Source organism: Pseudomonas sp. St386 (assembly GCF_018325865.1).
Classification (GTDB): Bacteria; Pseudomonadota; Gammaproteobacteria; order Pseudomonadales; family Pseudomonadaceae; genus Aquipseudomonas; species Aquipseudomonas brassicacearum.
On the sequence record NZ_AP021900.1, the window covers coordinates 2,927,808 to 2,951,580 of the forward strand.

Genomic DNA, 23,773 nt, shown 5'->3' on the forward strand with positions numbered 1-23,773 from the left:
GCGACTCGAATGACGGTACTCACAGCCAGCCCGAGTCCAGCGGCCAGGCCTTGGGAATGGCGACGCGCCCGCCAGTCCCGTTCGCCAACAGCTTCACCCCGAGGCTGTCGGGCCGCGGGTAGAGGCGGCTGCTGAAGCTGAAACGGCCGTTTTCCTCGAACACCTCGATGGACGAGCGATCGAGAAATACCCGCAGGTGCAGTTGTGTTTGCGTCGACTCGATCGACACGCTGCGCTGACCACTCACTTGCGCACCCGAGTGGCTGCGATCGAGCACCAGGCGTTGCAGTGACGCGTCGTAATAAAGCAGGGTTTGTTCCTGCTCATCGGCACTGCAGCGCAAGGCGACGCCCAGGCGGCCTTCGGTGCAGCCGAGCAGATCCAGATGCACATGGATTTCCAGCCTGTCGCCCTGCACTTGCGGCACCCAGCAGCTGCCCGACTCGCCCCACGGTGCGACGCTCGGCAGCGGCGCCTGGCGCAACGCCGTCAGTTCCCGTGCCGGAAACACGCCAAGGCGATCGCCCTGCAGTTCAAGCTCGCGGGGCAAGCCGAGCATGCCGCACCAGTGATGAGCCTGGCTCGGCATCGGGCTTTCCCACATATCCAGCCAAGCCCACACCAGGCGCCGACCATCGGCGGCCTCCAACGTTTGCGCGGCATAGAAGTCGTGACCGTTATCCAGTTCGATGAACGGCCCGCCGGTGAAGTGCCATTCGCTGTCGAGTCGGCCAATGCGATAACCGGTCTGGTACTTGTTGAGGCGTTCGTAACCTTCGGGTTGCATGCCCTGGGGGGAGTACAGCAGCACGTCGCGCCCGTTGAGGCGAAACAGGTCCGGGCATTCCCACATGTAGCCATCGCCCTCATTGCCGCTGGACACGTAGTCGAGGAATTCCCAGGTGTGCAGGTCGGTGGAGCGGTACAGCGGCAGCAGCGGCTTGTCGCCCAGGCGCGCGCCGGCAATCAGGTACCAATAGCCGTCCTCCTGCCAGACCTTGGGGTCGCGAAAGTGCATGATCGTTTCTTGCGGCGCGTTCTCGATGACAGCGCCATGCTTGACGAACCGGATGCCGTCGTCACTGGTGGCCAGGCACTGGACCTGGCGGATAAAGCGTTCGTCACCCACTTCTCCCAGCCAGGTGTGCCCGGTGTAGATCAGCGCCAGGGTGTCGCCACACACCACCGCGCTACCGGAAAAACAGCCGTGGCGGTCGAAGTCATCGCCTGGCGCCAGGGCAAGGGGCAGATGCTGCCAATGGACCAGGTCGGCGCTCTTGGCGTGCCCCCAATACATTGGCCCCCATTTGGCATCGAAAGGGTGGTGCTGGTAGAACACGTGATATTCGCCACGGAAAAACACCACGCCGTTAGGGTCGTTCATCCAGCCCGCGACAGGCGCCAGATGATAGTCCGGTCGATAATCGTCGATGAGACGAGACTGACCTTCACTCAGCGCCTGCTGCGCATGTTCAAGGGGGGAGGGCATGGGTGCATTCATGGCATTCACAGACACAGTCATAGGGCGCCTGCTTTTGGCGAGCGCTGCGGGACGTCCTCCGGGAGGACTTCAATAACAGCAGGATGGCGTCTCAAGGCCGTGCCATCCGCGTCGAACAGATGCACGCTGCCGAACGCCAGTTGCAGTTCAACCCGATCGCCCACTCGCCATCCGGCGTTGATTTCGCAGCGACAGATCAACGGTTCATCCTCGCCTGACTCCAGGTGCACGTAGGTTTCGCTGCCCAGGTATTCGACCCCGACCACGACGATGCCGGCGCTGCCTTGCGCCGCTTTGAGCGACACGTGTTCCGGGCGAATCCCCAAGGTCAATGGGCTGTTCGCCGCCAGGTGGGCGCTGTCGAAGGGAAGGGGCGTCATACCCAATAAAGGGCTGTCGATCTGGCTGGTTTCACCTGGGGTGTGCAGGTGCGCCGGCAGAAAGTTCATCTTGGGCGAACCGAGGAAACCGGCGACAAAGCGGCTGGCCGGATGCTCATAGAGTTCGCGTGGCGAGCCGACCTGCTCGATGCGGCCGCCATTGAGCACGACAATCTTGTCGGCCAGGGTCATCGCTTCAACCTGGTCGTGGGTCACGTAGATCATGGTCGAGCCCAGTCGTCCATGCAGACGGGCGATTTCGTTGCGCATCTGCACGCGCAAGGAGGCGTCGAGGTTGGACAGCGGCTCGTCGAACAGCAGGATGTCCGGTTCCCGCGCCATGGCCCGGCCCATGGCCACCCGCTGGCGCTGTCCACCCGACAGTTCCCGTGGCTTGCGCTGCAGCAGTTTGTCCAACTGCAGGATCTGCGCGGTTTTGAGCACTCGCTCGCGCAGGCTGGTCTTTTCGGTCTTGGCCAGTTTGAGGCCAAAGCTGATGTTGTCGTAGACGCTCATGTGCGGGTACAGCGCATAGGACTGGAACACCATGCCGACGCCACGCTCGCGCGGTTCCAGGTCATTGACCCGGCGTCCGTCGATCAGCAGGTCGCCGTCACAGATCGAATCCAGTCCGGCGATCAGCCGCAGCAAGGTCGACTTTCCGCAGCCCGAAGGGCCGACGAAAACCACGAATTCACCCGCCGAGATTTCCAGGCTGACGTCGCGAAGAATGCGTGCGCCGCCCAATTGTTTGTTCACGTTGTCCAGCTTCAACTTGATCACGATGCTGTTCCTTTCTTGTCTGTGTTGGGCCTCAACCCTTTAACGCGCCGGCAGTGAGGCCGGAAACGATGCGGCGCTGGAAGACCAGCACCAGAATCACCAATGGGACCGTGACCAGCACCGACGCCGCCATCAGCAAGCCCCAAGGCAGTTCATGTGGGCTGCCGCCGGAAATCAGCGCGATGGCGACCGGGACCGTGCGTTGCGAGTCGGTCAGGGTGAAGGTCAGGGCAAACAGGAACTCGTTCCAGGCGGCGATGAAGGCCAAAAGCCCCGTGGTGACCAGTGCCGGCCAGAGCAGCGGCAACAGCACGCGGGTCAGCGTGACCCAGGGTGACGCACCGTCCATGATCGCGGCCTCTTCCAGCTCATGAGGCAGTTGGCCCATGAAGGTGGTCAGCACCCAGACGGTGAAGGGCAGGGTGAAAATCGTGTAGCTCAGGATCAACGCCCAGGACGTGTTGTACAGGCCCAGGGCACGTATCACTTCGAACAATCCCGACAGCACCGCGACTTGTGGAAACATCGAGACGCCCAGGACCATCATCAACACCACGCCGCGGCCGCGAAACTTCACGCGGCCCAGGGCATAGGCGGCGGTCAGGCTGAGGAACAACGCCAGCGCGACCACGCTCAGCGCAACCACCAGCGAGTTGCCGATGGCCCGCAGGAACGAGGCCTGGCTCAGCACGGCGGCATAGTTGGAGAAGTCGGGTTTGTCGATCCAGTAGCTCACCTGGAACAATGCGCTGGACGGCTTCAGCGACGTCACGATGGCGTAGTAGAACGGGAAGACCGCATACAGCAGCAAGATCCCGATCAGGCACCAGAACCCGGCGCGCAGCAGGGCTTTTTTCAGCAGGCGCGGGCTCATGAGCGAACCTCCAGTTGACGGCGTCCGAGGTACAGGTAAGCCATGGCGATGACCGCCACGACCAGGAACAGCAAGGTCGAAGCGGCGCTGCCGTAACCGACGTCCTGGAATTCCACCAGGTGCTGGCGGGCATAGACCGACATGCTCATGGTGCTCGATGAGTTCGAGGTCAGCACATAGATGACGTCGAACACCCGCAAGGAATCGAGGATGCGAAAGATCGCCGCCACCAGCAATGCCGGCATCAACAGCGGCAGGGTGACCCACCAGAACACTTTCACCGGGTGAATGCCATCGACCCTGGCGGCTTCGTAGCAGTCGCTGGGCAACATCTGCAAGGCCGCCAGCATCAGCAGCGTGACGAAAGGCACGGTCTTCCAGACGTCGACGATGATCACTGCCCACATCGACAGGTCCGCGTCGGCTGTCCAGGCCAGGGGCGCATCGATCAGGCCGAGGCCGAGCATCAGGTGATTGATGATGCCGAACTGGTCGTTGAGCATCCATGACCAGATTTTCGCCGAGACGATGGTCGGGATCGCCCAGGGGATCAGGATCAACGCCCGCACCAGCGCGCGTCCGGTGAACTTGACGTTCAGCAGCAACGCCACCATCAGCCCCAGTACGATTTCCAATCCCACTGACACCACGGTGAAATGCAAGGTGTTGCGCACCGCGTTCCACCACTGTGGATCGACCAGGATGCCCGACCAGCCGGCGCTGCTGTGATACAGATAATTGCTCAAGCCGACAAAGCTTGCATCGCCCGTGTCGGCCAGGCTGGCGTCGGTCAGGCTGAACCAGAATGTGCGCAGCAGCGGCCAGGCCGCCACCAGGGCCAGGCATAGCAACATCGGGCTCAGGAACAGCCAGGCGGCGCGAACGCGACGGCGTTGTACCGGCGTTTCCCGAGTGAGCAGGTACTCGTCGTCGCCGGGGGCGAGTGTAGTGGAGACAGACATGGTGATTTCCTTCCTTGTGGCTTACCAGTTCCGGCGTTTGATGCGCGTGAGTTCGCTTTCCAGTTCGGCCAGCGCCTGATCGACCGGCCGTTCGTCCGCCAGCACGCCGTGCACTTGATCGAAGAACGCATTGGAGACCCGTGGATAGCGGTCGGCGGTGATTGAAGCAGGGCGCATGACCCCATCATTGAGGATGCTGCGCAGTTGGCTGTAGTACGGCATGGCGGCGAGCAATTCGGGATCCTGGTAGAGCGACTCGATCACCGGGTTGTAGGCACCCACCAGGGCGCGGTGTTTCTGCTGTTGGGCGCTGCTCAGGTAGCTCACCAATTCTGCGGCGAGCTTGGGGTTGGCGCTGTAGCGCGACACCGCCAGGCCCCAGCCACCGAGGGTGGACGCATGGGTGCCCGTCGCGCCGCCGCGGGGCAGGGGAGCGACGCCGACCTTGTCCTTCACGACGCTGTCCTGGCTTTGCACCAGGGCCCAGAGATAAGGCCAGTTACGCATGAACAACGCATTGCCCGACTGGAAGACGCCGCGTCCTTCTTCCTCGGTGTAATTGAGTACGCCACGCGGGGAGATGTCTCCCACCCAGCTTTTGGCCAGGGTCAATGCGGCCCTCGAGGCCTGGCTGTTGACCACGATGTCGCCTTGCGCGTTGACCAGCCCGCCTTGCGGCTGGCTGCTGATCCACTCCAGTGCGTTACACGTCAGGCCTTCGTAGGCGCGCCCCTGGAATACATAACCCCAGGCATTGGCGTTCCCGGCATCGCGTTCGGCCTGCTGGACAGCCCTGGCAGTCGTGGTCATTTCTTCCCAGGTCTGGGGCACGGGCTTGTTGTACTTCTCGAGCAGGTCCTTGCGGTAATACAGCAGCCCCGAGTCGGTGAACCACGGCATGGTCACCAGGCGCCCGTTCACCGTGGCGTTGTCCACCTGGGCCTGGAAGTAACCTTGGGTCGCGTTGGCAGGAAGCACCTCGCGCAGGTCCATCAAGTGCTTGGCAAGCATCCCCGGCCACACCATGTCGATCTGGATGATGTCGATGTCGCTGGATTGCGCACTGAGGATCTGTTGGTAGAACGACAACCGCTCGGTCGCCGAGTTAGGCGTGGAAACCACTTCGACGCTGTTGCCGGTCTGCTTCGACCACGCCTCGACGGCCTCTTTGCACAGTTGCAATTCAGCACCCACGGCACCGCAGGAAATCGTCAGGCTGGCGGCTGTGGAGAGGGATGGAAACCCGACGCACAGGCCGAGCAGTGCCGCTGGAAGGATCGATTTGAGCTGTTTCATAAAGCCCTCTTTATTTTTGTTTTTAGAAAAGTTAACGTTAACATCGCCAAATGTAGCAGTGTATTTGCGATGAGGCATCCTTTTTTTCCTTTGGTTTGACAATTCAGAACCTGGGCGAAAAAGGCCGGTCGCGGCAACAGAACAATAAAAACAAAACAGGGAAAATCCACATGCAGAAAGCATCAAGCTGGCTACTCGCAGGCGTGCTCGGCGCCGCGGCGACCACTTCTCAGGCCGCGACTCTGGAAGAGCGCATGGCCGCGTTCGAGGCCCGTGCCAGCGCAGCGGAAAAACGCGCAGCCGCCGCCGAACAGCAAACCCAGGCACTCGCCAGGGAATTGCAGCAACTCAAACTCGCCACGTCCGCCACACAACCGGTGGCGTCCGCTGCTACGGTCCCCACGCTCGATGCTCGCCTGGCAAAACTCGAAGCCAGCCAGCAAAGCACGGCGAAGCAGGGCAGTGGCGCACACCTTACCGACGGCTTCAGCTTCAAGGGCTATGCTCGCTCCGGGTTGCTGATCAATGATGGGTTGGGCGGTGGTCGTGGCGGTCCGTACACCACTCCGGCCGGTTCTGTGGGTGGCGCTGTCGGGCGACTCGGCAACGAGGACGACACCTACATGCGCATCGACCTGTCGAAAGAGCAGTACGCGCAAAACGGCACCCACTCCAAGTTCACGGTGTCCATCGCCGATGGTGTGGAGAGCTCCAACGACTGGACCGCCGATGAAAGCAACCTGAACGTGCGCCAGGTGTTTACCGAACTCGATCACCTCGCGGCATTCAAGGGCAATTCGATGTTCGAAAACTCGACCCTGTGGGCCGGCAAGCGCTTCGACCGGGACAATTTCGACATCCACTGGCTGGACTCTGACGTCGTCTATCTGGCCGGCACCGGTGGCGGCATCTACGATATACAGATGACCAAGGACTGGCGCTCGAACTACTCATTGATCGGTCGCAACTACGGGGATTTCAGCGAGGGTGGCGTCAATGCCGATGTGGAAAGCTACATCCTGACGTCCAACCAGTTTTTCGACGGTGGCCAGTGGCAGTGGATGTTCAACGCCATCGGCTCGAAGAAAAACGACTTTGCTACCCGCACCAACGAGGCGGGGCTGACGCCGGCCGACTCCGGCTTGCACAGCATGGTCGCCAATCACCAGAAAAACTTTTTCGGCCGCGAAGGCTTCTTCAAGACGGCGCTGCTCTATGGGCAGGGCCTGGGGGCTGAGGTCAAGAACGTTGGCTCGGATGGCGAGCTGATCGATGATGCTCGTGCCCTGCGTCTGGCGCTCTACGGCGAGACCCCTATAGCGTCCGGCTGGCGCATCGGCCCGAGCCTGCTGGCTGAACAAAGCAAGGACCGCTATGTCAAGGGCGACGACTACCGTTGGATGACCCTGAACGTGCGGTTGGCCAATGAAATCAACAGCAATTTCGAGATGGCCTACGAGATGAGCTGGCAAACCATGAAGCTGGACCCCAAGGGTTACCTGCAACGCAATGCGGTCGACGGCAACTTCTGGAAGTTCACGGTCGCCCCGACCTTCAAGCCTGACCTGGGCGATCTGCTCACGCGTCCTGAGCTACGCCTGTTCGCCAGCGTGATGAACTGGTCGTCGGACCTGGACAGGTACAGCACCACGGATTCCTTCGGCAAGACTGACTTCAACGCCGGCGGTGTCTGGCAGTACGGCATCCAGATGGAAACCTGGTTCTGATGCCGGCCAGTTGAAACCTGTGGGAGCGAGCTTGCTCGCGATAGCGGTGGATCTGCCTGCAATGATGTTGGGTGTGCCGACACCTTCGCGAGCAAGCTCGCTCCCACAGTTTTACCGAGTTGCTCACAGACCTTGCGTACGCCACACCCCCTTGTGGGAGCGAGCCTGCTCGCGAAAGCGGTGGATCAGTTTGCAATGATGCTGGGTCTGCCGACGCCTTCGCGAGCAGGCTCGCTCCCACAGGGGCTTTGCTTGACTGATGGGTATTACCGCGCATGCCAGCCCAACTGGCTTGAGATCTGTTGGGTGGCTTGCATCAGTTGCTTGACGTAGTCCTGCTTCAACTCTTCCCTGAAGCGAAAGCAGGGAAATGAAACGCTCATCCCGCCGATCACATGGCCAAAACGGTCGCGGATCGGTGCCGCCAGGCAACGCATGTTGTCTTCGAACTCTTCATGGTCCTCGGCATAGCCTTGCTGGCGGACGGTCTCCAGTTCCTGCAGATACGCTTCGGCACTGGTCAAGGTATTGGCCGTGCGACGCTCGAAGCTTTCCTGCGCCAAGTGCGCCAGCAACTCCTCTTCTTCAAGCCAGGCCATCAGCACCTTGCCGATGCCGGTGCAGTACAACGGCGCCCGCCGGCCGATGCGCGAGTACATGCGCAGGTTGTACTTGGAGTCGATCTTGTGCACGTAGACGATGCTGCCTTCGTCGAGAATCCCCAGGTGGACGGTTTCGCCGGTCAGCTCGTTGATCCGCCGCATACCCGGCTCCGCTTCCCGGACGATGTCCAGGTGGGGCAGGGCCTGGGCCCCCAGTTCAAACAGCCGGACGCTGAGGCGATAGCGATCCTCTGCGTCCTGCACCACATACCCACGCGCCTTGAGCGACTGCAGGAAGCGATAGACCGTGGCCTTGGACATGTCCAGCTTGTTGGCGATTTCCGAGACGCCGCTTTCTTCCGGATGCTCGGCCAGTGCCTCGAGCACGGCCATGGTCCGGCCAACCGCCGACACCAGATCGTTGTTTGGAATGACGCTGTTGTCCATGAAGGCTCCAACGTGAAAGTAAAACCCAAGGATATACGCAAGCAGAACAAAACGCTGTTTCATTTTTGCTTGACGAGGCGGCAAATCTGACTAGACTCGGGCCTTGAGATAAAAATGAAACGCCGTTTTAAAAACAAGAAAGGCGCGTTGATTATGGATGTAACGCTTAACCATGGCCCAGAGACCCGCTTCGCCCGCCCGATGAAGGTGGCGTTGGTGGGGGAATGCATGATCGAGATGCGCGGTGAACCGGGTGCCGCGATCACGCAGACCTTCGGTGGCGATACGCTCAACACCGCGGTCTACCTGGCGCGATTGAATCTGCGTGGCGCAGTGGCCGTGGACTACGTGACGGCCGTGGGCTGCGATGCGTTCAGCGTTGCCATGCGCCGCTCCTGGCTGGACGAAGGGATCGGTGATGCCCATGTCCGCGTGATCGAAGACGCGCTGCCGGGGCTGTATTTCATCCAGACCGATCCCCACGGCGAGCGGCGTTTCCTCTACTGGCGTGGGGAAGCGGCGGCGCGGCGCATGTTCGAGGGCCCCGAGGCAGAGGCCATGCTCGATGCGCTGGCTGATTACGACTACGTCTATTTGAGCGGTATCAGCCTGGCGATCCTCACGCCAGAAGGGCGCCAACGCCTGATCCAGGCTTTGCACCTGGCGCGCCGAGCCGGCACGCGCATCGTCTTCGACAACAACTACCGTCCCCACCTCTGGCCCGATCCTGAAACGGCCCGGCAGGCCTACCGCGACCTGTTGCAGCTGACCGACCTGGCCCTGGTCACTTGGGAAGATGACGCGGCCCTGTTCGGCTATCGCGACACGGAGGCCTTGTTCAGTGCCTACGCCCAGGCGGGAGTTCGCGAGGTGGCCCTCAAGCGCGGCGCCGCCAGCTGTTTGATCCAGTGCCCGACAGGGCGTTTCGAAATACCCGCGCAAACCGTCGTCCATGTCATCGACACCACCGCTGCCGGTGATTCGTTCAACGCCGCGTACCTGGCCTGTCGCCTGCGTGGCGGCGATCCAGAGCAGGCCGCCCGCTGGGGCCATCGCCTGGCTGCCCAGGTCGTCCAATACCGAGGTGCGCTGATTCCCCAAGCGGCGATGCCGAACATGGGCACGTCCTCACTCCCTTCTGTTGCACAGGTCTGACTTTATGAAAATTGTTGAAGCGCGCGTCATCGTGACCTGCCCGGGTCGCAACCTGGTCACCTTGAAAATCGTCACCGACGAGGGCCTCTACGGCATTGGCGATGCGACGTTGAATGGCCGCGAACTGGCGGTGGTCGCTTATCTGGAGGAGCACGTGCTGCCCGCGCTGATCGGCCGCGACGCCCACCGCATCGAAGACATCTGGCAGTACCTGTATCGCGGTGCGTACTGGCGCCGGGGGCCGGTGACCATGACCGCCATTGCCGCCGTCGACGTAGCGCTCTGGGACCTCAAGGCCAAGGCCGCGAACATGCCGTTGTACCAGTTGCTCGGTGGCAAGAGCCGCGAGCGGGTGATGGTCTATGGGCATGCCACCGGCAAGGACATCGAAGGGTGCCTGGACGAAGTCGCCCGTCACGTCGAGCTGGGCTATAAAGCCGTGCGTGTGCAATGCGGTGTGCCCGGCATTGCCACCACCTACGGCGTCGCCAAGCGCAGTGGCGAGCGCTATGAGCCGGCCGACAGCGACCTGCCCGCCGAACACGTCTGGGACACCGCCAAGTACCTCAACTACGTCCCCAAGTTGTTCGCCGCCGTGCGCGAACGCTTTGGCGATGACCTGCATATCCTCCACGACGTGCACCATCGCCTGACGCCCATCGAAGCCGGGCGCCTGGGCAAGGCCGTGGAACCGTACAACCTGTTCTGGCTGGAAGACTGCACGCCGGCCGAAAACCAGCAGAGCTTTCGCCTGATTCGCCAGCACACCACCACACCGTTGGCCGTTGGCGAGGTGTTCAACTCCATCCATGACTGCCGCGAGTTGATCCAGGAACAATTGATCGACTACATCCGCACGACGCTGGTGCATGCCGGTGGCATTACCCATGTGCGGCGTATTGCCGATTTCGCCGCTCTGTTCCAGGTGCGCACCGGCTTTCACGGCGCCACCGACCTGTCACCGGTGTGCATGGGCGCGGCCCTGCATTTCGATACCTGGGTGCCCAACTTCGGCATCCAGGAACACATGCCTCACGAAGACCGCATCGATGAAGTCTTCCCCCATGCCTATCGCTTCGAGGACGGCCATTTCACGCCGGGCGAAACACCGGGACATGGCGTCGACATCGATGAAGACCTTGCCCGCCAATACCCCTACAAGCGCGCCAGCCTGCCGGTCAACCGTCTTGAAGACGGCACGCTGTGGCATTGGTGAAACGCTTTTAACCCTTTGAGCAAACGGGGCGAATGTCCCGTCAGGAGTGACCCGATGAAAGCGTTCCAGGTAAGAGCACCCTTCGAGTTCGGGTTGGCCGAGGTCGACCGACCGCAGCTCGCCCGAGGCGAGGTCCAGGTCGATGTGGCGTATGCCGGCATCTGTGGCTCGGACATGCACATCATTCATGGGCAGAACGCATTCGTGCGTTTCCCCCGTGTCACCGGCCATGAGTTCTCCGGGGTGGTCCGGCAAGTCGGCGACGGTGTCGAACACCTGCAAGTGGGTGACCGAGTGTGCGTCGATCCGGTGATCAGTTGCGGTACCTGTTATCCCTGCCGGATTGGCCGACCGAATGTCTGCACCCGCCTGCAAGTGATCGGCGTGCATCGTGACGGTGGTTTCAGCGAGCAGGTGTGCGTACCGGCCGAGAACGCACACCGCTTGCCCGATTCGATGTCCCTCAGCCACGGCGCCCTGGTCGAGCCTTACTCCATTGCCTTGAACGTGCTGGATCGGATGCAGCCTCATCCGGGCGACAGCGTGCTGATCTACGGTGCCGGGGTGATCGGCCTGACCCTGGTGCAGATGGCCCGGGCGCTGGGATTGACCGACATCACCGTGACCGATGTCATCGACAGCCGCCTGGAGACGGCGCGGGCGCTGGGCGCCAGCCGGACCCTCAACGGCCAGCAAGTCGACGTCGAGGCCACGATGCGTGAATTGACTCAAGGTGAAGGTGTGCCGTTGATTGTCGATGCCGCCTGCATTCCGGCACTCATGCCGCAGATGGTGCGCCTGGCTTCGCCGGCCGGGCGCATCGGGTTGCTGGGGTTCAATGCCACGCCGAGTGATCTGGTGCAGTTGGAAATGATCAAGAAGGAACTGACCCTGGTGGGCTCGCGGCTCAATAACCGCAAGTTCCCGCGGGTGATCGAACTGATCGCCAGTGGCAAGTTGCAGGTCCAGGACCTGATCAGCCATCGCGTCAGCTTCGACGAAATGCCCGGCGCCATCGACCTGATCGAAAAACATCCCGAGCAAACCCGAAAAATACTGGTGGAACTGACGAACGCCCATCCCTGAGCTGTCTGTACCACCGGTTTCATCGTGCCTGTCATGGGCACCCTCACCGAATAAACACAACAAGCGGGAGGTTCCACCATGTTTGGTCAAGGACGTAGCTTAATCATCATCATGCTGTTCCTGGCCGGGGTCATCAATTACCTCGACCGGTCGGCATTGTCTGTGGCGGCGCCTTTCATCCAGAAAGACTACGGTCTGAGTACGGGTGAGATGGGCATGATCTTCAGTAGTTTCTTCGTCGGTTATGCCGCCTTCAACTTCATCGGTGGCTGGGCCGCCGACCGCTACGGCGCCAAGACCACGTTGCTGCTGGCCATGGTCCTGTGGTCGTTGTTCAGCGGCCTCACCGTGTTGACGGTGGGCTTCGCTTCGCTGGTACTTATCCGGATCCTGTTCGGCATGGGTGAAGGACCGCTGAGCGTCACCACCAGCAAGATGGTCAACAACTGGTACACCCCCAAGCGCCGGGCGCGGGCGATTGGCACCTCGATGTCCGGCACGCCGCTGGGCGGGGCGATTTCCGGTCCGGTGGTGGGCTTTATCGCCGTCACCTACGGCTGGAAGATGTCGTTCATCATCATCATGGTGATCGGCCTGGTCTGGGCGGCGGTGTGGTTCAAGTTCGTCAAGGAAAGGCCAGAAGGCGAGGGGGCCGAGGAGATTCTGCGGGCCGAGGGGCAAAGCGAGTTGGCAGCACAACCGGTGTTCCCACTGCGCTTCTACCTCAAGCAGCCAACGGTGCTGTTCACCTCCCTGGCGTTCTTTTCCTATAACTACACCTTATTCTTCTTCCTGACCTGGTTCCCCAGCTACCTGACCATGGCCCACGGCCTGAACGTCAAGGACATGAGCATCGCCACGGTCATTCCCTGGGTGTTGGGTTTCCTCGGCCTGGCCTTGGGCGGTTTCATCTCCGACTTTGTGTTCAAGAAAACCGGAAAGATGATGTTCTCCCGCAAGGTGGTGCTGGTGACCTGCCTGCTGGCCTGCGCCGTTTGCATCGCCTGTGCGGGGATGGTCAAGACCCTGTATCCGGCGGTCATCCTCGTCGCCTTGGCGGTGTTCTTCCTGTACCTCACCGGTGCCATCTACTGGGCGATCATCCAGGACACCGTCCCGGCGGCGCGGGTGGGCGGCGTCAGCGGTTTCATGCATTTCCTGGCTAACACCTCGGGCATTGTCGGCCCGACCCTGACGGGCTTCCTGGTGCAGTTCACCGGCTCGTTCACCAGTGCATTCCTGCTGGCGGGGCTGTTGACCGTGATCGGTGCCGTGTGTGTGGCGCGCTACGTGAAACCGCTGTCGGTGGCCGATACCGGCAACGCGGCGGCACAAAGCTCGCAACCCGCTTCGGCCCTGGGCCATCCCTGAACAGAAGGAGTGAGTCGATGCCTGTTGTGAAACGTGTACCTTGTACCGGGACTGCAGCGCAGATCGGTATCGTGCACCTGGGCCTGGGCGCGTTTCACCGCGCGCACCAGGCGGTCTACCTGCAACGCCATCTCAATCGCCATGGCGAAAGTGACTGGGGATTATGCAGCGCCAACCTGCGCTCCAATCGCACCTTGGTCGAGCAATTGCGCGAGCAGGACGGCCGCTACCATGTGGCCGAGTACCGCGACCGCGAGCAGGTGACCCTGCGCGAGATGGGAGTGTTGCGCCAGGCCTTGTATGTGGGCGAGGGCGGTGATGAATTGGAGCAGTTGCTGCAGCGCATGGCTGCGCCGCAAACGCGGATCGTCACGCTCACCGTCACCGAAAAAGGCTACTGCCTGAGCCCTTCCTCCGGGCAGTTGCGCCGCGAAGATCCGACGATTGCCCATGACATCGCGCAGCCACAAACGCCGCGCTCGGCCCCCGGCATTGTCCTTGAGGCCTTGCGTCGCCGTCGCGCGGCAGGCATTCCGGCCTTCACCGTGTTGTGCTGTGACAACATGCCCGACAACGGCCAGCGCACCCGCCAGGCGGTGAGCGCCTTGGCGGCGTTGCAGGATGAGGCGCTGGCGCAGTGGGTCGAGCAACAGGTGGCGTTTCCCAGCTGCATGGTCGATCGCATCGTGCCGGCCATGGACGACGAGTCCTTCCGTCGGCTGGAGCAACAACTGGACTGCCACGACCGCGCGGCAGTGGTCTGTGAAAGTTTCAGCCAGTGGGTGATCGAGGATCACTTTCCCCTCGGCCGCCCGGACTGGGAAGTGGAAGGTGTGCAGATGGTCGACGATGTGCGTCCGTTTGAAACCATGAAACTGCGCATGCTCAATGGCAGCCATTCATTGCTGGCCTACGTAGGGCTGCTGGCCGGCCATGAGTCGGTCTTCGACGCCGTCAGCGACGTGAAGCTGGCGCGCTTCCTCGAGCGTTACATGGCCGAGGAAGCCGCACCCACCCTGGACATGCCGGCCGGCATCGATCTTTCGGTGTATGCCCACGACCTGCGGGCGCGCTTTGCCAACGACAGCCTGCAACATCGCTTGCGCCAGATCGCCATGGACGGCTCGCAGAAACTGCCGCAACGCTGGTTGCTCGGCGCGCAGCAATTGCTCGACCAAGGGCGCAGCATCGACTGTACCGCCCTGGGCATCGCGGCCTGGATTCACTACTGCACGCAGCCGTTGCCTGGTCAGTCGATGCACGTGATCGACGACCCGCTGAGCGCAACCTTTGCCGATCTTGCGGGACGCTTCGAGGGCGCATCGCGGGTGAATGCTTTCCTCGACCTGGATGAAGTCTTCCCGCTGCAGCTGGCGGCTCGCGCAGAGTTTCGCGATGCCGTGCACCGCGCCTATCGCACCCTGGTCCGCGATGGTGTGGACAGCCTGTTGCCCGCCCTTGCCGCACTCAACTGATAACAAGGAGAAGAACATGGAACAGACATGGCGTTGGTTTGGCCCCAAAGACCCGATTTCCCTGGCGGACGTTCGCCAAACCGGTGCGACCGGCATCGTCACCGCGCTGCACGAAATCCCCAATGGCCAGGTGTGGCCAGTGGAGGCCATCGCGGCGCGCAAGCAGATGATCGAAGCGGCCGGCTTGAGCTGGTCGGTGGTGGAAAGCATTCCGGTGCACGAAGACATCAAGCGCGGCTGTGGGCGGCGCGACGAATACATCGCCAACTACCAGCAAAGCGTGCGCAACCTGGCGAGCTGCGGCATCGATATCGTCTGCTACAACTTCATGCCGGTGCTGGACTGGACCCGTACCGACCTGGCCTATGAGCTGGCGGATGGTGGCTGGGCATTGCGTTTCGATCAAACCGCATTCGCCGCTTTTGACCTGTTCATCCTCCAGCGCCCGGCTGCGCAGGCCGAATACAGCGCCGAGGATATCCAGCAAGCCAAGGCCTACTTCGAACAACTGTCACCTACCCAGCGTGAAACCTTGGTCAACACCTTGATCGCGGGCTTGCCCGGCGCCGAGGAGCACTACAGCCTGGACAACTTCCGTGCCTTGCTGCGTACCTACGCCGACATCGACGAGGCCACGTTGCGCGAACACCTGGGGTATTTCCTGCGCGCGGTGATCCCCGTCGCGGAGGAGGTGGGTGTGCGCATGGCGATCCACCCGGACGACCCGCCCCGGGCGCTGCTCGGTTTGCCACGCATCTTGTCCACTGCCGAAGACGCCCAATGGCTGCTGGACGCGGCGCCTAGCCCGGCCAATGGCCTGACGTTCTGCACCGGCTCCTATGGTGTGCGTGAAGACAACGACCTGGTGGCGATGGCCAAGCACTTTGCGCCGTTCATCTACTTCACTCACCTGCGTTCAACTCGCCGGGAAACCGACCCACGCAGCTTCCATGAGGCCCATCACCTGGATGGTGACGTCGACATGGTCGGGGTCATCGCCGCCCTGGTGGCTGAAGAGCGCCGACGTGAGCGCGAAGGCGGCCCGCGCTTGCCGCTGCGGCCAGACCATGGGCATCAATTGCTTGACGATCAACAGCGCAAAAGCAATCCCGGCTACTCGCTGATCGGCCGTCTCAAGGGCTTGGCGGAAATCCGCGGCGTGGAGCTGGCTGTGCGGCAACAGCTGAGCTCTGTAGGAACTGGCGAAGCCTGCGATCTTTGATCGTTCCCACGCTCCTGCGTGGGAATGTCGCCAGGGACGCTCCGCGTTCCGCTTCCGGGGTGTGACGCAGAGCGTCACGGGATGCATTCCCACGCAGGAGCGTGGGAACGATCAAGCCCCTTCCGGTTCCAGCGCTTGCAGCCAGCGGTTCTCCGAACGGCTCAGATGCTGGCGCATCGAGGTTTGGGCGCCGAGCACATCCTTGTTGGCTACGGCGTGCAGGATCGCCTCATGCTCGACGACCGCAGCTTCCCACGTCAGGGCATTCTCCGAGTGTTTGCTCAGGTGAGCCGAAATCGGGTTGTGTCGTTCATCAAAGAGCGCAGTGATAATCCGGACCAGGGCGGAGTTGCCGCTCATCTTGGCCAGGCGCTGATGGAAGCGACGGTCATCCTCCAGCGGAGGCAGGCCATTGGCGATGCTTGCGCGCATGGCATCGATACATTCCTGCAGATAGCGGTAGTCGCTTTTCTTGCCATGCAGACACGCCAGGATCACCGACTCACCTTCGATCAAGGCACGCGCCTGCATCAGTTCCGAGGGGCTTTCGCCCAAGGTCATGCTCGGGTTTTTTCCGTCCTTGGGCTTGGCGCGCACGTACACGCCGGAGCCCATCTTGATCTCGATGTCGCCGTCTATTTCCAAGGCAATCAGCGCCTCGCGCAGCGACGGCCTGGAAACCCCCAGCAGTTGGGTCAAGTCACGCTCGGGGGAAGCCTGGAGCCTGCTTTGAAATCCCCCTGGGCGATGTAGTTGCGCAGTTGATCGGCGATTTTCTGGTACGGCTTTCGCTCGGTGGTGTTGATCGGTGAGACCATGGGGTGGCGTCCATCGGAGAATCCGCAAAGGCTACCATAGGCGCTTGATGGTGTTCATTTATGTGGGGAAGGGTTGCAGTGACTCTGCCATTCACATCACCGCGCCGATCTGCCAAGGCAGGAACTCGTTATCGCCCAAGCCGTTTTCCTCACTGCAGGTGCGATGTCCGGACGCCGTCTCCAGCATCAGTCGGAACAACCGCTCTCCCGCCTGCGCCACCGACTCCACGCCATCGACAATGCCGCCGGCGTTGAAATCCATATCCAGTTCCATGCGTTGGAACAGGCGAGTATTGGTGGCGATCTTCAAGGAGGGCGTGGGTTTGCAACCGTAGGTCGAGCCGCGGCCCGTGGTGAAACAGATGAGATTCGCGCCTCCGGCCACCTGGCCGGTCGCGGACACCGGGTCATAACCGGGTGTGTCCATGAACACGAGGCCCCCGGTATCGACCGTTTCAGCGTATTGGTAGACGCCCATCAGCCCGGTCGCACCGGCTTTCGCCACGGCGCCCAGGGATTTTTCCAGAATGGTGGTGATGCCCCCGGCCTTGTTGCCCGGCGAAGGGTTGTTGTTCATGTCGCCGTCGTTGTGGCGCACGTAAGCTTCCCACCAGTGGATCCGCTCCATCAATTTTTCCGCGATTTCGGCAGACGCCGCGCGGGCCGTCAGCAAGTGTTCGGCCCCATAGATTTCCGGCGTTTCCGAAAGAATCGCGGTGCCGCCATGCTGCACCAACAGATCCACGGCCGCGCCGAGTGCCGGATTGGCCGTAATGCCCGAGTAACCATCCGAGCCGCCGCATTGCAAACCGACGCATAAGTGGCTGGCGGCCACGGTCGACCGTTGGTATTGGTTGATGGCCGGCAGCATCGCTTCAATATGGGCGATGCCACGGCGCACGGCTTCGCGAGTACCGCCTTCTTCCTGAATGATCAGGCTGGCCTTGAGCACAGCGCGGCGATCTCCCAGTTCATTCATCAACGGGGTCAGTTGGTTGACTTCGCACCCCAGGCCGATCAACAGCACGCCGGCGAAGTTGGCGTGATCGGCATAGCCGCGCAAGGTGCGTTTGAGGATGTCGATGCCTTCACCCTTGGCGCCCATGCCGCAGCCGCTGCCGTGGGTGATCGCCACGACGCCATCGACGTTGGGAAAGTCTTTCAGGCGTTCCGGAGAAAAGGCATTGGCGATGTGTTTGCAGACGGTTGCCGAGCAGTTGACGCTGGAAATGACCCCGATGTAATTGCGTGTACCGACGCGCCCATCCTCACGAACGTAACCTTCGAACGTAGCGGGATCATTGCTCAACGAGGTGGGCACATAGACGTTCCGTACACGGTGTTCGGCATTGGAGGCGGGCATGTCCAGGTTGTGCACGTGGACGTAATCTCCGGGCTCGATGTCCCGGGTTGCCTGGCCAATGGTCTGCCCGTACTTGAGCACCCGTTGGCCGGCCAACACCGTGCGCAGGGCGATCTTGTGGCCGGACGGAACCGGCTGGCTGGCGGTCAGTGTGATGCCGTCGGCACTCACGTGCTGACCTTTGGCGATATCGCCCCGGGCCACTGCGACATCATCGCCCGGTGCCAGCACAAGCAAAGAAGAAGGCGGGTTCATGTGGCGTCCTCCGATTCCTAGCACTCGATGATGGCTTTGACGACACCCTGGCTGGGATCGAGCAATGTGGAGAACGAATCGGCCACGTCGCCCAGGGCCAGTCGGTGGGTGTTCAGGGCCGCATCCGGAATCAATCCGTCGCGCAGGCATTGCTCGACGTGGCGGAAGTCTTCCTGGGTGGCGTTACGGCTGCCCATCAGCGTGGCTTCGCGCTTGTGGAATTCAGGGTCGGAGAAGGTGATGGAGTCCCGCACCACCGAAATCATCACATAGGTGCCGCCATGGGCGATGAACTCGAACCCGCGCTCCATGGCCCGTGCGTTACCGGTGGCATCGAACACCACGTCGAAGAAATCACCCCCTGTCAGTTCAGCCAAGGTCTGCTTGTCGCCTTCGCCGATGTGCACGGCGGCGTGGATATCCAAGTGTTGCTTGCAGAATGCAAGACGATCCTCACGGGTATCCAGGACAGTGACTTGCGCCCCACGCAGGCTGGCGAAGATCGCCGCGGCCATGCCGATCGGGCCGGTGCCGACCACCAGCGCACGTTTATCCGCCTGGACATTTGAGCGCCGCACAGCGTGGGCGCCGATGGACAGGAACTCGATCATCGCCGCCTGATCGAGGGAAACACCCACAGCCTTGTGCACGAACTCGTGGGGAACGCTCAGGTACTCAGTGAACGCGCCATCGCAATGAACCCCCAGCACTTGAATGCGGGTGCAGCAGTTGGTCTTGCCCTGGCGGCAGGCGATACATGTCCCGCAGGAAAGGTAGGGCATCACATAGACAACATCACCGATGGCGAGGTCGCTGGCGCTGTCCGTCTCGTCGACAACCCCGGAAAACTCGTGGCCCATGACGCGCGGATATTCGAGGTACGGCTGATTGCCGGTGAAGATGTGCAGGTCGGTGCCGCAGACCCCGACACGCTTGACCCGGATAAGGATCTCTCCCGGTTTCCTGAGGGGCTTTTCACGTTCGATGGCGGTTAACGAGCCGGGTTCGTTACAGATGACAGTCAGCATGTTGATGCTCCTTGGCTGGCGTACGGGCAGTGGCTGCCTGCAGGCGGGAGGAGGGTTGTGAGCGCACGGCTGCCGGGACCGGGGCTCTTTTTTTGTTGTAGGCGGGCAGTGACCTGCACCGATGACCTTGGCCCGAAACTACACGCCGTAAAATATATTGGCAAGACCAATTAATAAAAATATTGATTGGACTGACCAAATTCAATCTGGACGTCGCCCGGCGCTGCATCTTGAGTGAACCCAGGTCCATCCCGACAGGTCACTCGTTTATCAGGAACGAAAAACAGGATGGACCCTCTGATGCGACCTATCGATCTCGCCAGCCTCTCCTTTGCCGCGCTGCTGTGCGTGGCCTGTTCAAGCCAGCCGCCCGCCAAATGGAGCTACGCTGACGCCCAAGGACGGGCCAATCTCCCCCCCGATCAGGCCTATCCCGAACTCTTTGAAGCGGTGCAACGCGGGCAGGTGTTCACTGACCAGAAGCATTTCGTGGACGCACTGCCCAACCGTGATCCGGCGCAGATTCGCGCCGATTACCTGGCCCGACGTAACAGCGATGGCTTCGATATCAAGGCTTTCGTGAAAGACAACTTCATCGAGTCCGGCGAAGCCGAAAGCCCGGCTCCCAAGCCCGGTGCTGCGATCGAGGCACACATCGACAGCCTCTGGCCGGTACTGAGTCGATCCTACAGCCAGGTGCCGGCCTACAGCAGCTTGTTGCCGCTGCCGCAGCCCTATGTGGTGCCCGGTGGACGCTTTCGCGAGATGTATTACTGGGATTCGTATTTCACCATGCTGGGGCTTGAGCAGAGCGGTGATAAGGCCCAGGTCCGCCAGATGACCGACAACTTTGCCTACATGATCGACACCTACGGCCACATTCCCAACGGCAATCGCACCTACTACCTGAGCCGGTCGCAGCCGCCATTCTTTGCTTACATGGTGGAGTTGCAGGCGCGTATCGAGGGCGACCAGGCTTATGGACGATACCTGCCGCAGTTGCAGAAGGAGTATGCCTATTGGATGGAGGGCGCCCAGGCACTCAAGCCCGGCACGGCTGAGCGGCACGTGGTCAAGCTCGCCGATGGCAGTGTGCTCAACCGCTATTGGGATGTCAGCCCGACGCCTCGACAGGAATCCTGGCTGCAAGATGTCAACACCGCCGAGCAGGCGCCGGACCGGCCCAGGGAGGAGGTCTGGCGTGACCTGCGCGCTGGCGCCGAAAGTGGCTGGGACTTCAGCTCGCGCTGGTTGGACGATGGCCACAACCTGGCGAGCATTCGCACCACCGCTATCGTGCCCGTGGATCTGAATAGCCTGATCTATCATCTGGAAAACACCATCGCCAAAGCCTGCGAGACGGTGCACAACAGCCCCTGCGTCCAGGCTTACGGCCGGCGCGCCGAACTGCGCCAGCGTGCCATCGAGAAGCACTTGTGGAATGCCGACAAAGGCTTCTACGTGGACTACGACTGGCAACGCAACCAGCCACGCCAGCAGCTCACGGCCGCGACGCTTTTCCCGCTGTATACGGGGCTGGCGTCTGTCGAACATGCCAATCGCACCGCCGATGCGGTACGTGACGGCCTGTTGCGCCCCGGCGGCATCGCCACCACCCAGGTCAGTAATGGCCAGCAGTGGGACGAGCCCAATGGCTGGGCACCGTTGCAATGGGTCGCGGTGGAGGGGCTGGACCGATACCGGCAAACCGCCCTGGCGCAGCAAATTGGCAGCCGCTTCTTGCAGCAGGTCGAGAACCTTTACCGCAAGGAAAACAAACTGGTGGAGAAATACGATCTGTCCGGGCGCGGTGACGGCGGGGGAGGCGGCGAATATGAACTGCAGGACGGTTTCGGCTGGACAAATGGGGTGACGCTCAAACTACTGGGTAAATATGGCGCGACTCCCCCAACCCTGGTGGGCAAGTGAATGCCGTACACATCTCTGTGGGAGCGAGCTTGCTCGCGATGACGGCGTGCCAGCCACCCTCAATGTTGCTGAACCACCGCTATCGCGAGCAAGCTCGCTCCCACAGGGGGATGTGTGGCGTGGTCAAGTCGCACCATCACCTTAGTAGGAAGGTGGGCTCGCTATTCATGGATCGTCACCCGATTGCGCCCGCTCTTCTTCGACGTATACAGCGCCTGGTCCGCCCTGGCGATCAGGTCGGCGTGGTCGTTCGAGGGTTGGCTCAGGTCGGCCACCCCCAGGCTGATGGTGAAGCGGATGGCCTGGTCGTTGTAGTGCACTTCCAGCGTCTCGACGGCCTTGCGCAGGCGCTCGGCGAAAATCTGCGCGCCGGCCTTGTCGGTGTCTGAGAGCACCACGCCGAACTCTTCACCGCCATAACGCCCGGCCACGTCGGCGTCGCGCACATGCTCGCGCAGTAGCCCGGCGACATGCTCGATGACCTTGTCGCCGGCCTGGTGACCGTAGGTGTCGTTGACCCGCTTGAAGTGGTCGATATCGAGCATTACCAGGCTCAACGCATGGCCGTAGCGCTGATGCCGGGCGTAGGCGGCTTTCAGGTTGGCCTCCCAGTGACCACGGTTGTACAACCCCGTCAGTCGGTCCGTGCTGGAGAGTTTTTGCAGCTGTGCATTGGCGGCCTGGAGTTGATGCCGGTTGGTGGCGACGTCGGTGACGTCATAAATCACCAGGCAAATGTGCTTGATGGTGTTGTCAGGCGAGCGCAGCGGCAACAGCGTGGTGTTCTGGTACATGAACGCTTCCTGGCCGGTGATCGGCTGGTAGCTCTTGAACCGAATCAGGTACGGGCGCTGCTCCCAGACCGTGAACGCCGGCGTGCCCAGGGTTGCGACACTTTCCACCTTGCGGCTGAACCATTGGCGATCGATTTCAGGGAACAGAGTGAAAAAATGCTGATTGTGGGCGTCCTTGGGCTGCACCCCGGAGCGGTTCTCCATGAAGGTGTTCCAGACCTGCACGCGGTACTCGCGGTCGAGCACCACGACACCGACGTCGATGCTCTGAACGATGGCCAGCAACCAGTGAAACTCGTTCAGATCGATGGAATCGTTCATGGCTCAGCTCATCAGATAGGCGAGTTTGTGGGTCAACCGTTCGATGGAGTCTTCCGTGAACAGCAGCAACAGGTCGAAGCGAATATCGTGCCCTTCCAGGCTGTAGCTGATTTCCACTGCCAGGGTCTTTTTCCAGTGCTTGCGGTTGACCTGGATCAGGTCCTCGATGGCCGCGTGCTGGCCGAGGATTTGCGGATGGCCCTGGGAAAACACCACATCGATCTGTTCGGCAATGCTGCTCAGGCACGCACCGATCAAGACGCTGGAAAGGTCCAGCAACATTTCCAGGTCCGAATAATCGGCGCTCTCGCGCTGCATCAGTTGCGCGATGTCAGCGATTTCCGAGTCATGGAATATCAGCAGGGCTTCGCCGGCGATGCCGCTGCCGATGAAACCCTGGCAGATGGCCGTGAGTTGCTGGGAGCTGCCGACGTCGTTGAGCGCCATATGCAGTTCCCCGACCTCGAGAATGTTCACGTTCGGCACCGGCAACTGCACAAAGACCCCCAATACCTTGGCGATCAGGGCCGCTGCCCGGCCGATGGCCACGTTGACCGTCTCGCGGAACACATCGTGAAAACTGATGGCCGTGTTCGTGGCCGAACGATTCTGCAGCGGCACCTGGCCGGATTGGGTCAGTAGCCCCACCCGGATGAGGGTCTGGCGCAGTTCGTTTTCGTCGAAAGGCTTTTTCAGGAACGCCAACGCGCCCAGCTCAAGCACGCGGCGCACCGCCTCGTCCTGGATGTCACCGGAAATCACGATGACTTGCGCCTGCAATCCCTCGGCGCGCAAGGCGCTCAACACCTGGTAGCCATCCATCTCCGGCATGGTCAGGTCGAGCAGCACCACTTGCCCCAGGCCTTGGCGTATGGCGTCCATGGCCTGGCGCCCGTTGACCGCCTCGGTGACCGAAACCGGCCAATCTGTCGGCAGCGCGCGCAAAACCTGTTTGCGCGCCATGTTGGAGTCGTCACACACAACCAGGGGAATCAACGGCACAGGGGCATCCATTGGCGTTCAATGGCAGGGGAGGTCCTACGTACATCATTCATAGGCTGGCAGGGGCCCTTTGATTAACGAACGGGATTTATCAGGCATTGCGTCGTGCATGAAAGACCTGCATGACACTGTTGTATTAAAAACTGGACCAATAAGTCAGGGGAGT

Annotated in this window: 18 protein-coding genes and 1 pseudogene; 8 read left to right on the plus strand and 11 right to left on the minus strand. The window is 61.4% G+C overall.

All coding sequences use genetic code 11. The annotated features are described in order from the left end of the window. Positions 1-19: 19 nt before the first annotated feature. The 5 genes from KI235_RS12945 to KI235_RS12965 are packed head-to-tail and all read right to left on the minus strand — an operon-like array spanning position 20 to position 5,796. The gene (locus KI235_RS12945) at positions 20-1,522 is read right to left on the minus strand and encodes a glycoside hydrolase family 32 protein (RefSeq protein WP_212795777.1); all 1,503 of its coding nucleotides are present in this window, start codon (positions 1,520-1,522) and stop codon (positions 20-22) included. Further along, positions 1,519-2,664, minus strand: a complete 1,146-nt coding sequence (gene ugpC, locus KI235_RS12950) for a sn-glycerol-3-phosphate ABC transporter ATP-binding protein UgpC (protein ID WP_003200839.1) — start codon at positions 2,662-2,664, stop codon at positions 1,519-1,521. The genes KI235_RS12945 and ugpC overlap by 4 nt, the downstream gene beginning before the upstream one ends. A 31-nt stretch (positions 2,665-2,695) precedes the next feature. Further along, positions 2,696-3,538 carry a carbohydrate ABC transporter permease gene (locus KI235_RS12955; protein WP_212795778.1) on the minus strand — a complete coding sequence of 281 codons (843 nt, stop codon included), beginning with the start codon at positions 3,536-3,538 and terminating at the stop codon, positions 2,696-2,698. Continuing rightward, positions 3,535-4,500 (minus strand): sugar ABC transporter permease, encoded by a 966-nt coding sequence (locus tag KI235_RS12960; RefSeq protein WP_038858891.1) that lies wholly within the window; start codon positions 4,498-4,500, stop codon positions 3,535-3,537. The genes KI235_RS12955 and KI235_RS12960 overlap by 4 nt, the downstream gene beginning before the upstream one ends. Positions 4,501-4,521: 21 nt before the next feature. After that, a complete protein-coding gene (locus KI235_RS12965) occupies positions 4,522-5,796 on the minus strand; it encodes an ABC transporter substrate-binding protein (protein ID WP_212795779.1) in 1,275 nt (424 codons plus the stop codon). 170 nt (positions 5,797-5,966) lie between these two features. On the opposite strand from KI235_RS12965, the gene KI235_RS12970 reads away from it, so the two are divergent. Continuing rightward, positions 5,967-7,523: a carbohydrate porin gene (locus KI235_RS12970; RefSeq protein ID WP_212795780.1), complete on the plus strand. Its 1,557-nt coding sequence runs from the start codon at positions 5,967-5,969 to the stop codon at positions 7,521-7,523. 266 nt (positions 7,524-7,789) lie between these two features. Here KI235_RS12970 and kdgR read toward each other — a convergent pair whose 3' ends face one another. Next, positions 7,790-8,572, minus strand: a complete 783-nt coding sequence (gene kdgR, locus KI235_RS12975; protein WP_003200849.1) for a DNA-binding transcriptional regulator KdgR — start codon at positions 8,570-8,572, stop codon at positions 7,790-7,792. A gap of 153 nt (positions 8,573-8,725) precedes the next feature. On the opposite strand from kdgR, the gene KI235_RS12980 reads away from it, so the two are divergent. The 6 genes from KI235_RS12980 to uxuA all read left to right on the plus strand — a co-directional run bounded on the left by KI235_RS12980 (position 8,726) and on the right by uxuA (position 16,097). Beyond that, positions 8,726-9,727 (plus strand): sugar kinase, encoded by a 1,002-nt coding sequence (locus tag KI235_RS12980; RefSeq protein WP_003200853.1) that lies wholly within the window; start codon positions 8,726-8,728, stop codon positions 9,725-9,727. Positions 9,728-9,731: 4 nt separating this feature from the next. Next, positions 9,732-10,943: a D-mannonate dehydratase ManD gene (gene manD, locus KI235_RS12985; RefSeq protein WP_003200855.1), complete on the plus strand. Its 1,212-nt coding sequence runs from the start codon at positions 9,732-9,734 to the stop codon at positions 10,941-10,943. A gap of 54 nt (positions 10,944-10,997) precedes the next feature. Further along, entirely contained in the window at positions 10,998-12,029 is a 1,032-nt protein-coding gene (locus tag KI235_RS12990) for a Zn-dependent oxidoreductase (RefSeq protein ID WP_003200857.1), read from the plus strand. 78 nt (positions 12,030-12,107) lie between these two features. After that, positions 12,108-13,400 carry an MFS transporter gene (locus KI235_RS12995; RefSeq protein WP_003200859.1) on the plus strand — a complete coding sequence of 431 codons (1,293 nt, stop codon included), beginning with the start codon at positions 12,108-12,110 and terminating at the stop codon, positions 13,398-13,400. 17 nt (positions 13,401-13,417) lie between these two features. Further along, entirely contained in the window at positions 13,418-14,875 is a 1,458-nt protein-coding gene (locus KI235_RS13000) for a mannitol dehydrogenase family protein (RefSeq protein ID WP_013693056.1), read from the plus strand. A 16-nt stretch (positions 14,876-14,891) separates the two neighbouring features. Continuing rightward, positions 14,892-16,097, plus strand: coding sequence for a mannonate dehydratase (gene uxuA, locus KI235_RS13005; protein ID WP_003200863.1), 1,206 nt, complete (start codon positions 14,892-14,894; stop codon positions 16,095-16,097). Between the two features lie 111 nt (positions 16,098-16,208). Here uxuA and KI235_RS13010 read toward each other — a convergent pair. The 3 genes and pseudogenes from KI235_RS13010 to KI235_RS13020 all read right to left on the minus strand — a co-directional run bounded on the left by KI235_RS13010 (position 16,209) and on the right by KI235_RS13020 (position 19,561). Continuing rightward, a pseudogene (locus KI235_RS13010) lies at positions 16,209-16,915 on the minus strand (FadR/GntR family transcriptional regulator). A gap of 91 nt (positions 16,916-17,006) precedes the next feature. Then, the gene (locus tag KI235_RS13015; RefSeq protein WP_212795781.1) at positions 17,007-18,533 is read right to left on the minus strand and encodes an altronate dehydratase family protein; all 1,527 of its coding nucleotides are present in this window, start codon (positions 18,531-18,533) and stop codon (positions 17,007-17,009) included. Positions 18,534-18,550: 17 nt separating this feature from the next. After that, the gene (locus KI235_RS13020) at positions 18,551-19,561 is read right to left on the minus strand and encodes a zinc-binding alcohol dehydrogenase family protein (protein WP_212795782.1); all 1,011 of its coding nucleotides are present in this window, start codon (positions 19,559-19,561) and stop codon (positions 18,551-18,553) included. Positions 19,562-19,861: 300 nt separating this feature from the next. On the opposite strand from KI235_RS13020, the gene treA reads away from it, so the two are divergent. After that, positions 19,862-21,490 (plus strand): alpha,alpha-trehalase TreA, encoded by a 1,629-nt coding sequence (treA, locus tag KI235_RS13025; RefSeq protein WP_041931373.1) that lies wholly within the window; start codon positions 19,862-19,864, stop codon positions 21,488-21,490. A gap of 161 nt (positions 21,491-21,651) precedes the next feature. On the opposite strand, the gene KI235_RS13030 is transcribed toward treA, so the two are convergent. Both KI235_RS13030 and KI235_RS13035 read right to left on the minus strand, forming a co-directional pair. Continuing rightward, positions 21,652-22,605 carry a diguanylate cyclase gene (locus KI235_RS13030; protein ID WP_028236528.1) on the minus strand — a complete coding sequence of 318 codons (954 nt, stop codon included), beginning with the start codon at positions 22,603-22,605 and terminating at the stop codon, positions 21,652-21,654. 3 nt (positions 22,606-22,608) lie between these two features. Beyond that, on the minus strand, positions 22,609-23,619 hold the full coding sequence (locus KI235_RS13035) for a response regulator (RefSeq protein ID WP_032833217.1): 1,011 nt from the start codon (positions 23,617-23,619) through the stop codon (positions 22,609-22,611). Between the last annotated feature and the right edge of the window lie 154 nt (positions 23,620-23,773).

Coding starts and splice junctions, on each gene's coding strand:
- KI235_RS13035 (WP_032833217.1), bottom strand. CDS start 23,619: ATGGATGCCCCTGTGCCGTTGATTCCCCTGGTTGTGTGTGACGACTCC.
- KI235_RS12945 (WP_212795777.1), bottom strand. CDS start 1,522: ATGACTGTGTCTGTGAATGCCATGAATGCACCCATGCCCTCCCCCCTT.
- kdgR (WP_003200849.1), bottom strand. CDS start 8,572: ATGGACAACAGCGTCATTCCAAACAACGATCTGGTGTCGGCGGTTGGC.
- KI235_RS12995 (WP_003200859.1), top strand. CDS start 12,108: ATGTTTGGTCAAGGACGTAGCTTAATCATCATCATGCTGTTCCTGGCC.
- treA (WP_041931373.1), top strand. CDS start 19,862: ATGCGACCTATCGATCTCGCCAGCCTCTCCTTTGCCGCGCTGCTGTGC.
- KI235_RS13020 (WP_212795782.1), bottom strand. CDS start 19,561: ATGCTGACTGTCATCTGTAACGAACCCGGCTCGTTAACCGCCATCGAA.
- KI235_RS12980 (WP_003200853.1), top strand. CDS start 8,726: ATGGATGTAACGCTTAACCATGGCCCAGAGACCCGCTTCGCCCGCCCG.
- KI235_RS13015 (WP_212795781.1), bottom strand. CDS start 18,533: ATGAACCCGCCTTCTTCTTTGCTTGTGCTGGCACCGGGCGATGATGTC.
- KI235_RS13000 (WP_013693056.1), top strand. CDS start 13,418: ATGCCTGTTGTGAAACGTGTACCTTGTACCGGGACTGCAGCGCAGATC.
- KI235_RS12965 (WP_212795779.1), bottom strand. CDS start 5,796: ATGAAACAGCTCAAATCGATCCTTCCAGCGGCACTGCTCGGCCTGTGC.
- KI235_RS12955 (WP_212795778.1), bottom strand. CDS start 3,538: ATGAGCCCGCGCCTGCTGAAAAAAGCCCTGCTGCGCGCCGGGTTCTGG.
- manD (WP_003200855.1), top strand. CDS start 9,732: ATGAAAATTGTTGAAGCGCGCGTCATCGTGACCTGCCCGGGTCGCAAC.
- uxuA (WP_003200863.1), top strand. CDS start 14,892: ATGGAACAGACATGGCGTTGGTTTGGCCCCAAAGACCCGATTTCCCTG.
- KI235_RS12970 (WP_212795780.1), top strand. CDS start 5,967: ATGCAGAAAGCATCAAGCTGGCTACTCGCAGGCGTGCTCGGCGCCGCG.
- KI235_RS12960 (WP_038858891.1), bottom strand. CDS start 4,500: ATGTCTGTCTCCACTACACTCGCCCCCGGCGACGACGAGTACCTGCTC.
- KI235_RS12990 (WP_003200857.1), top strand. CDS start 10,998: ATGAAAGCGTTCCAGGTAAGAGCACCCTTCGAGTTCGGGTTGGCCGAG.
- KI235_RS13030 (WP_028236528.1), bottom strand. CDS start 22,605: ATGAACGATTCCATCGATCTGAACGAGTTTCACTGGTTGCTGGCCATC.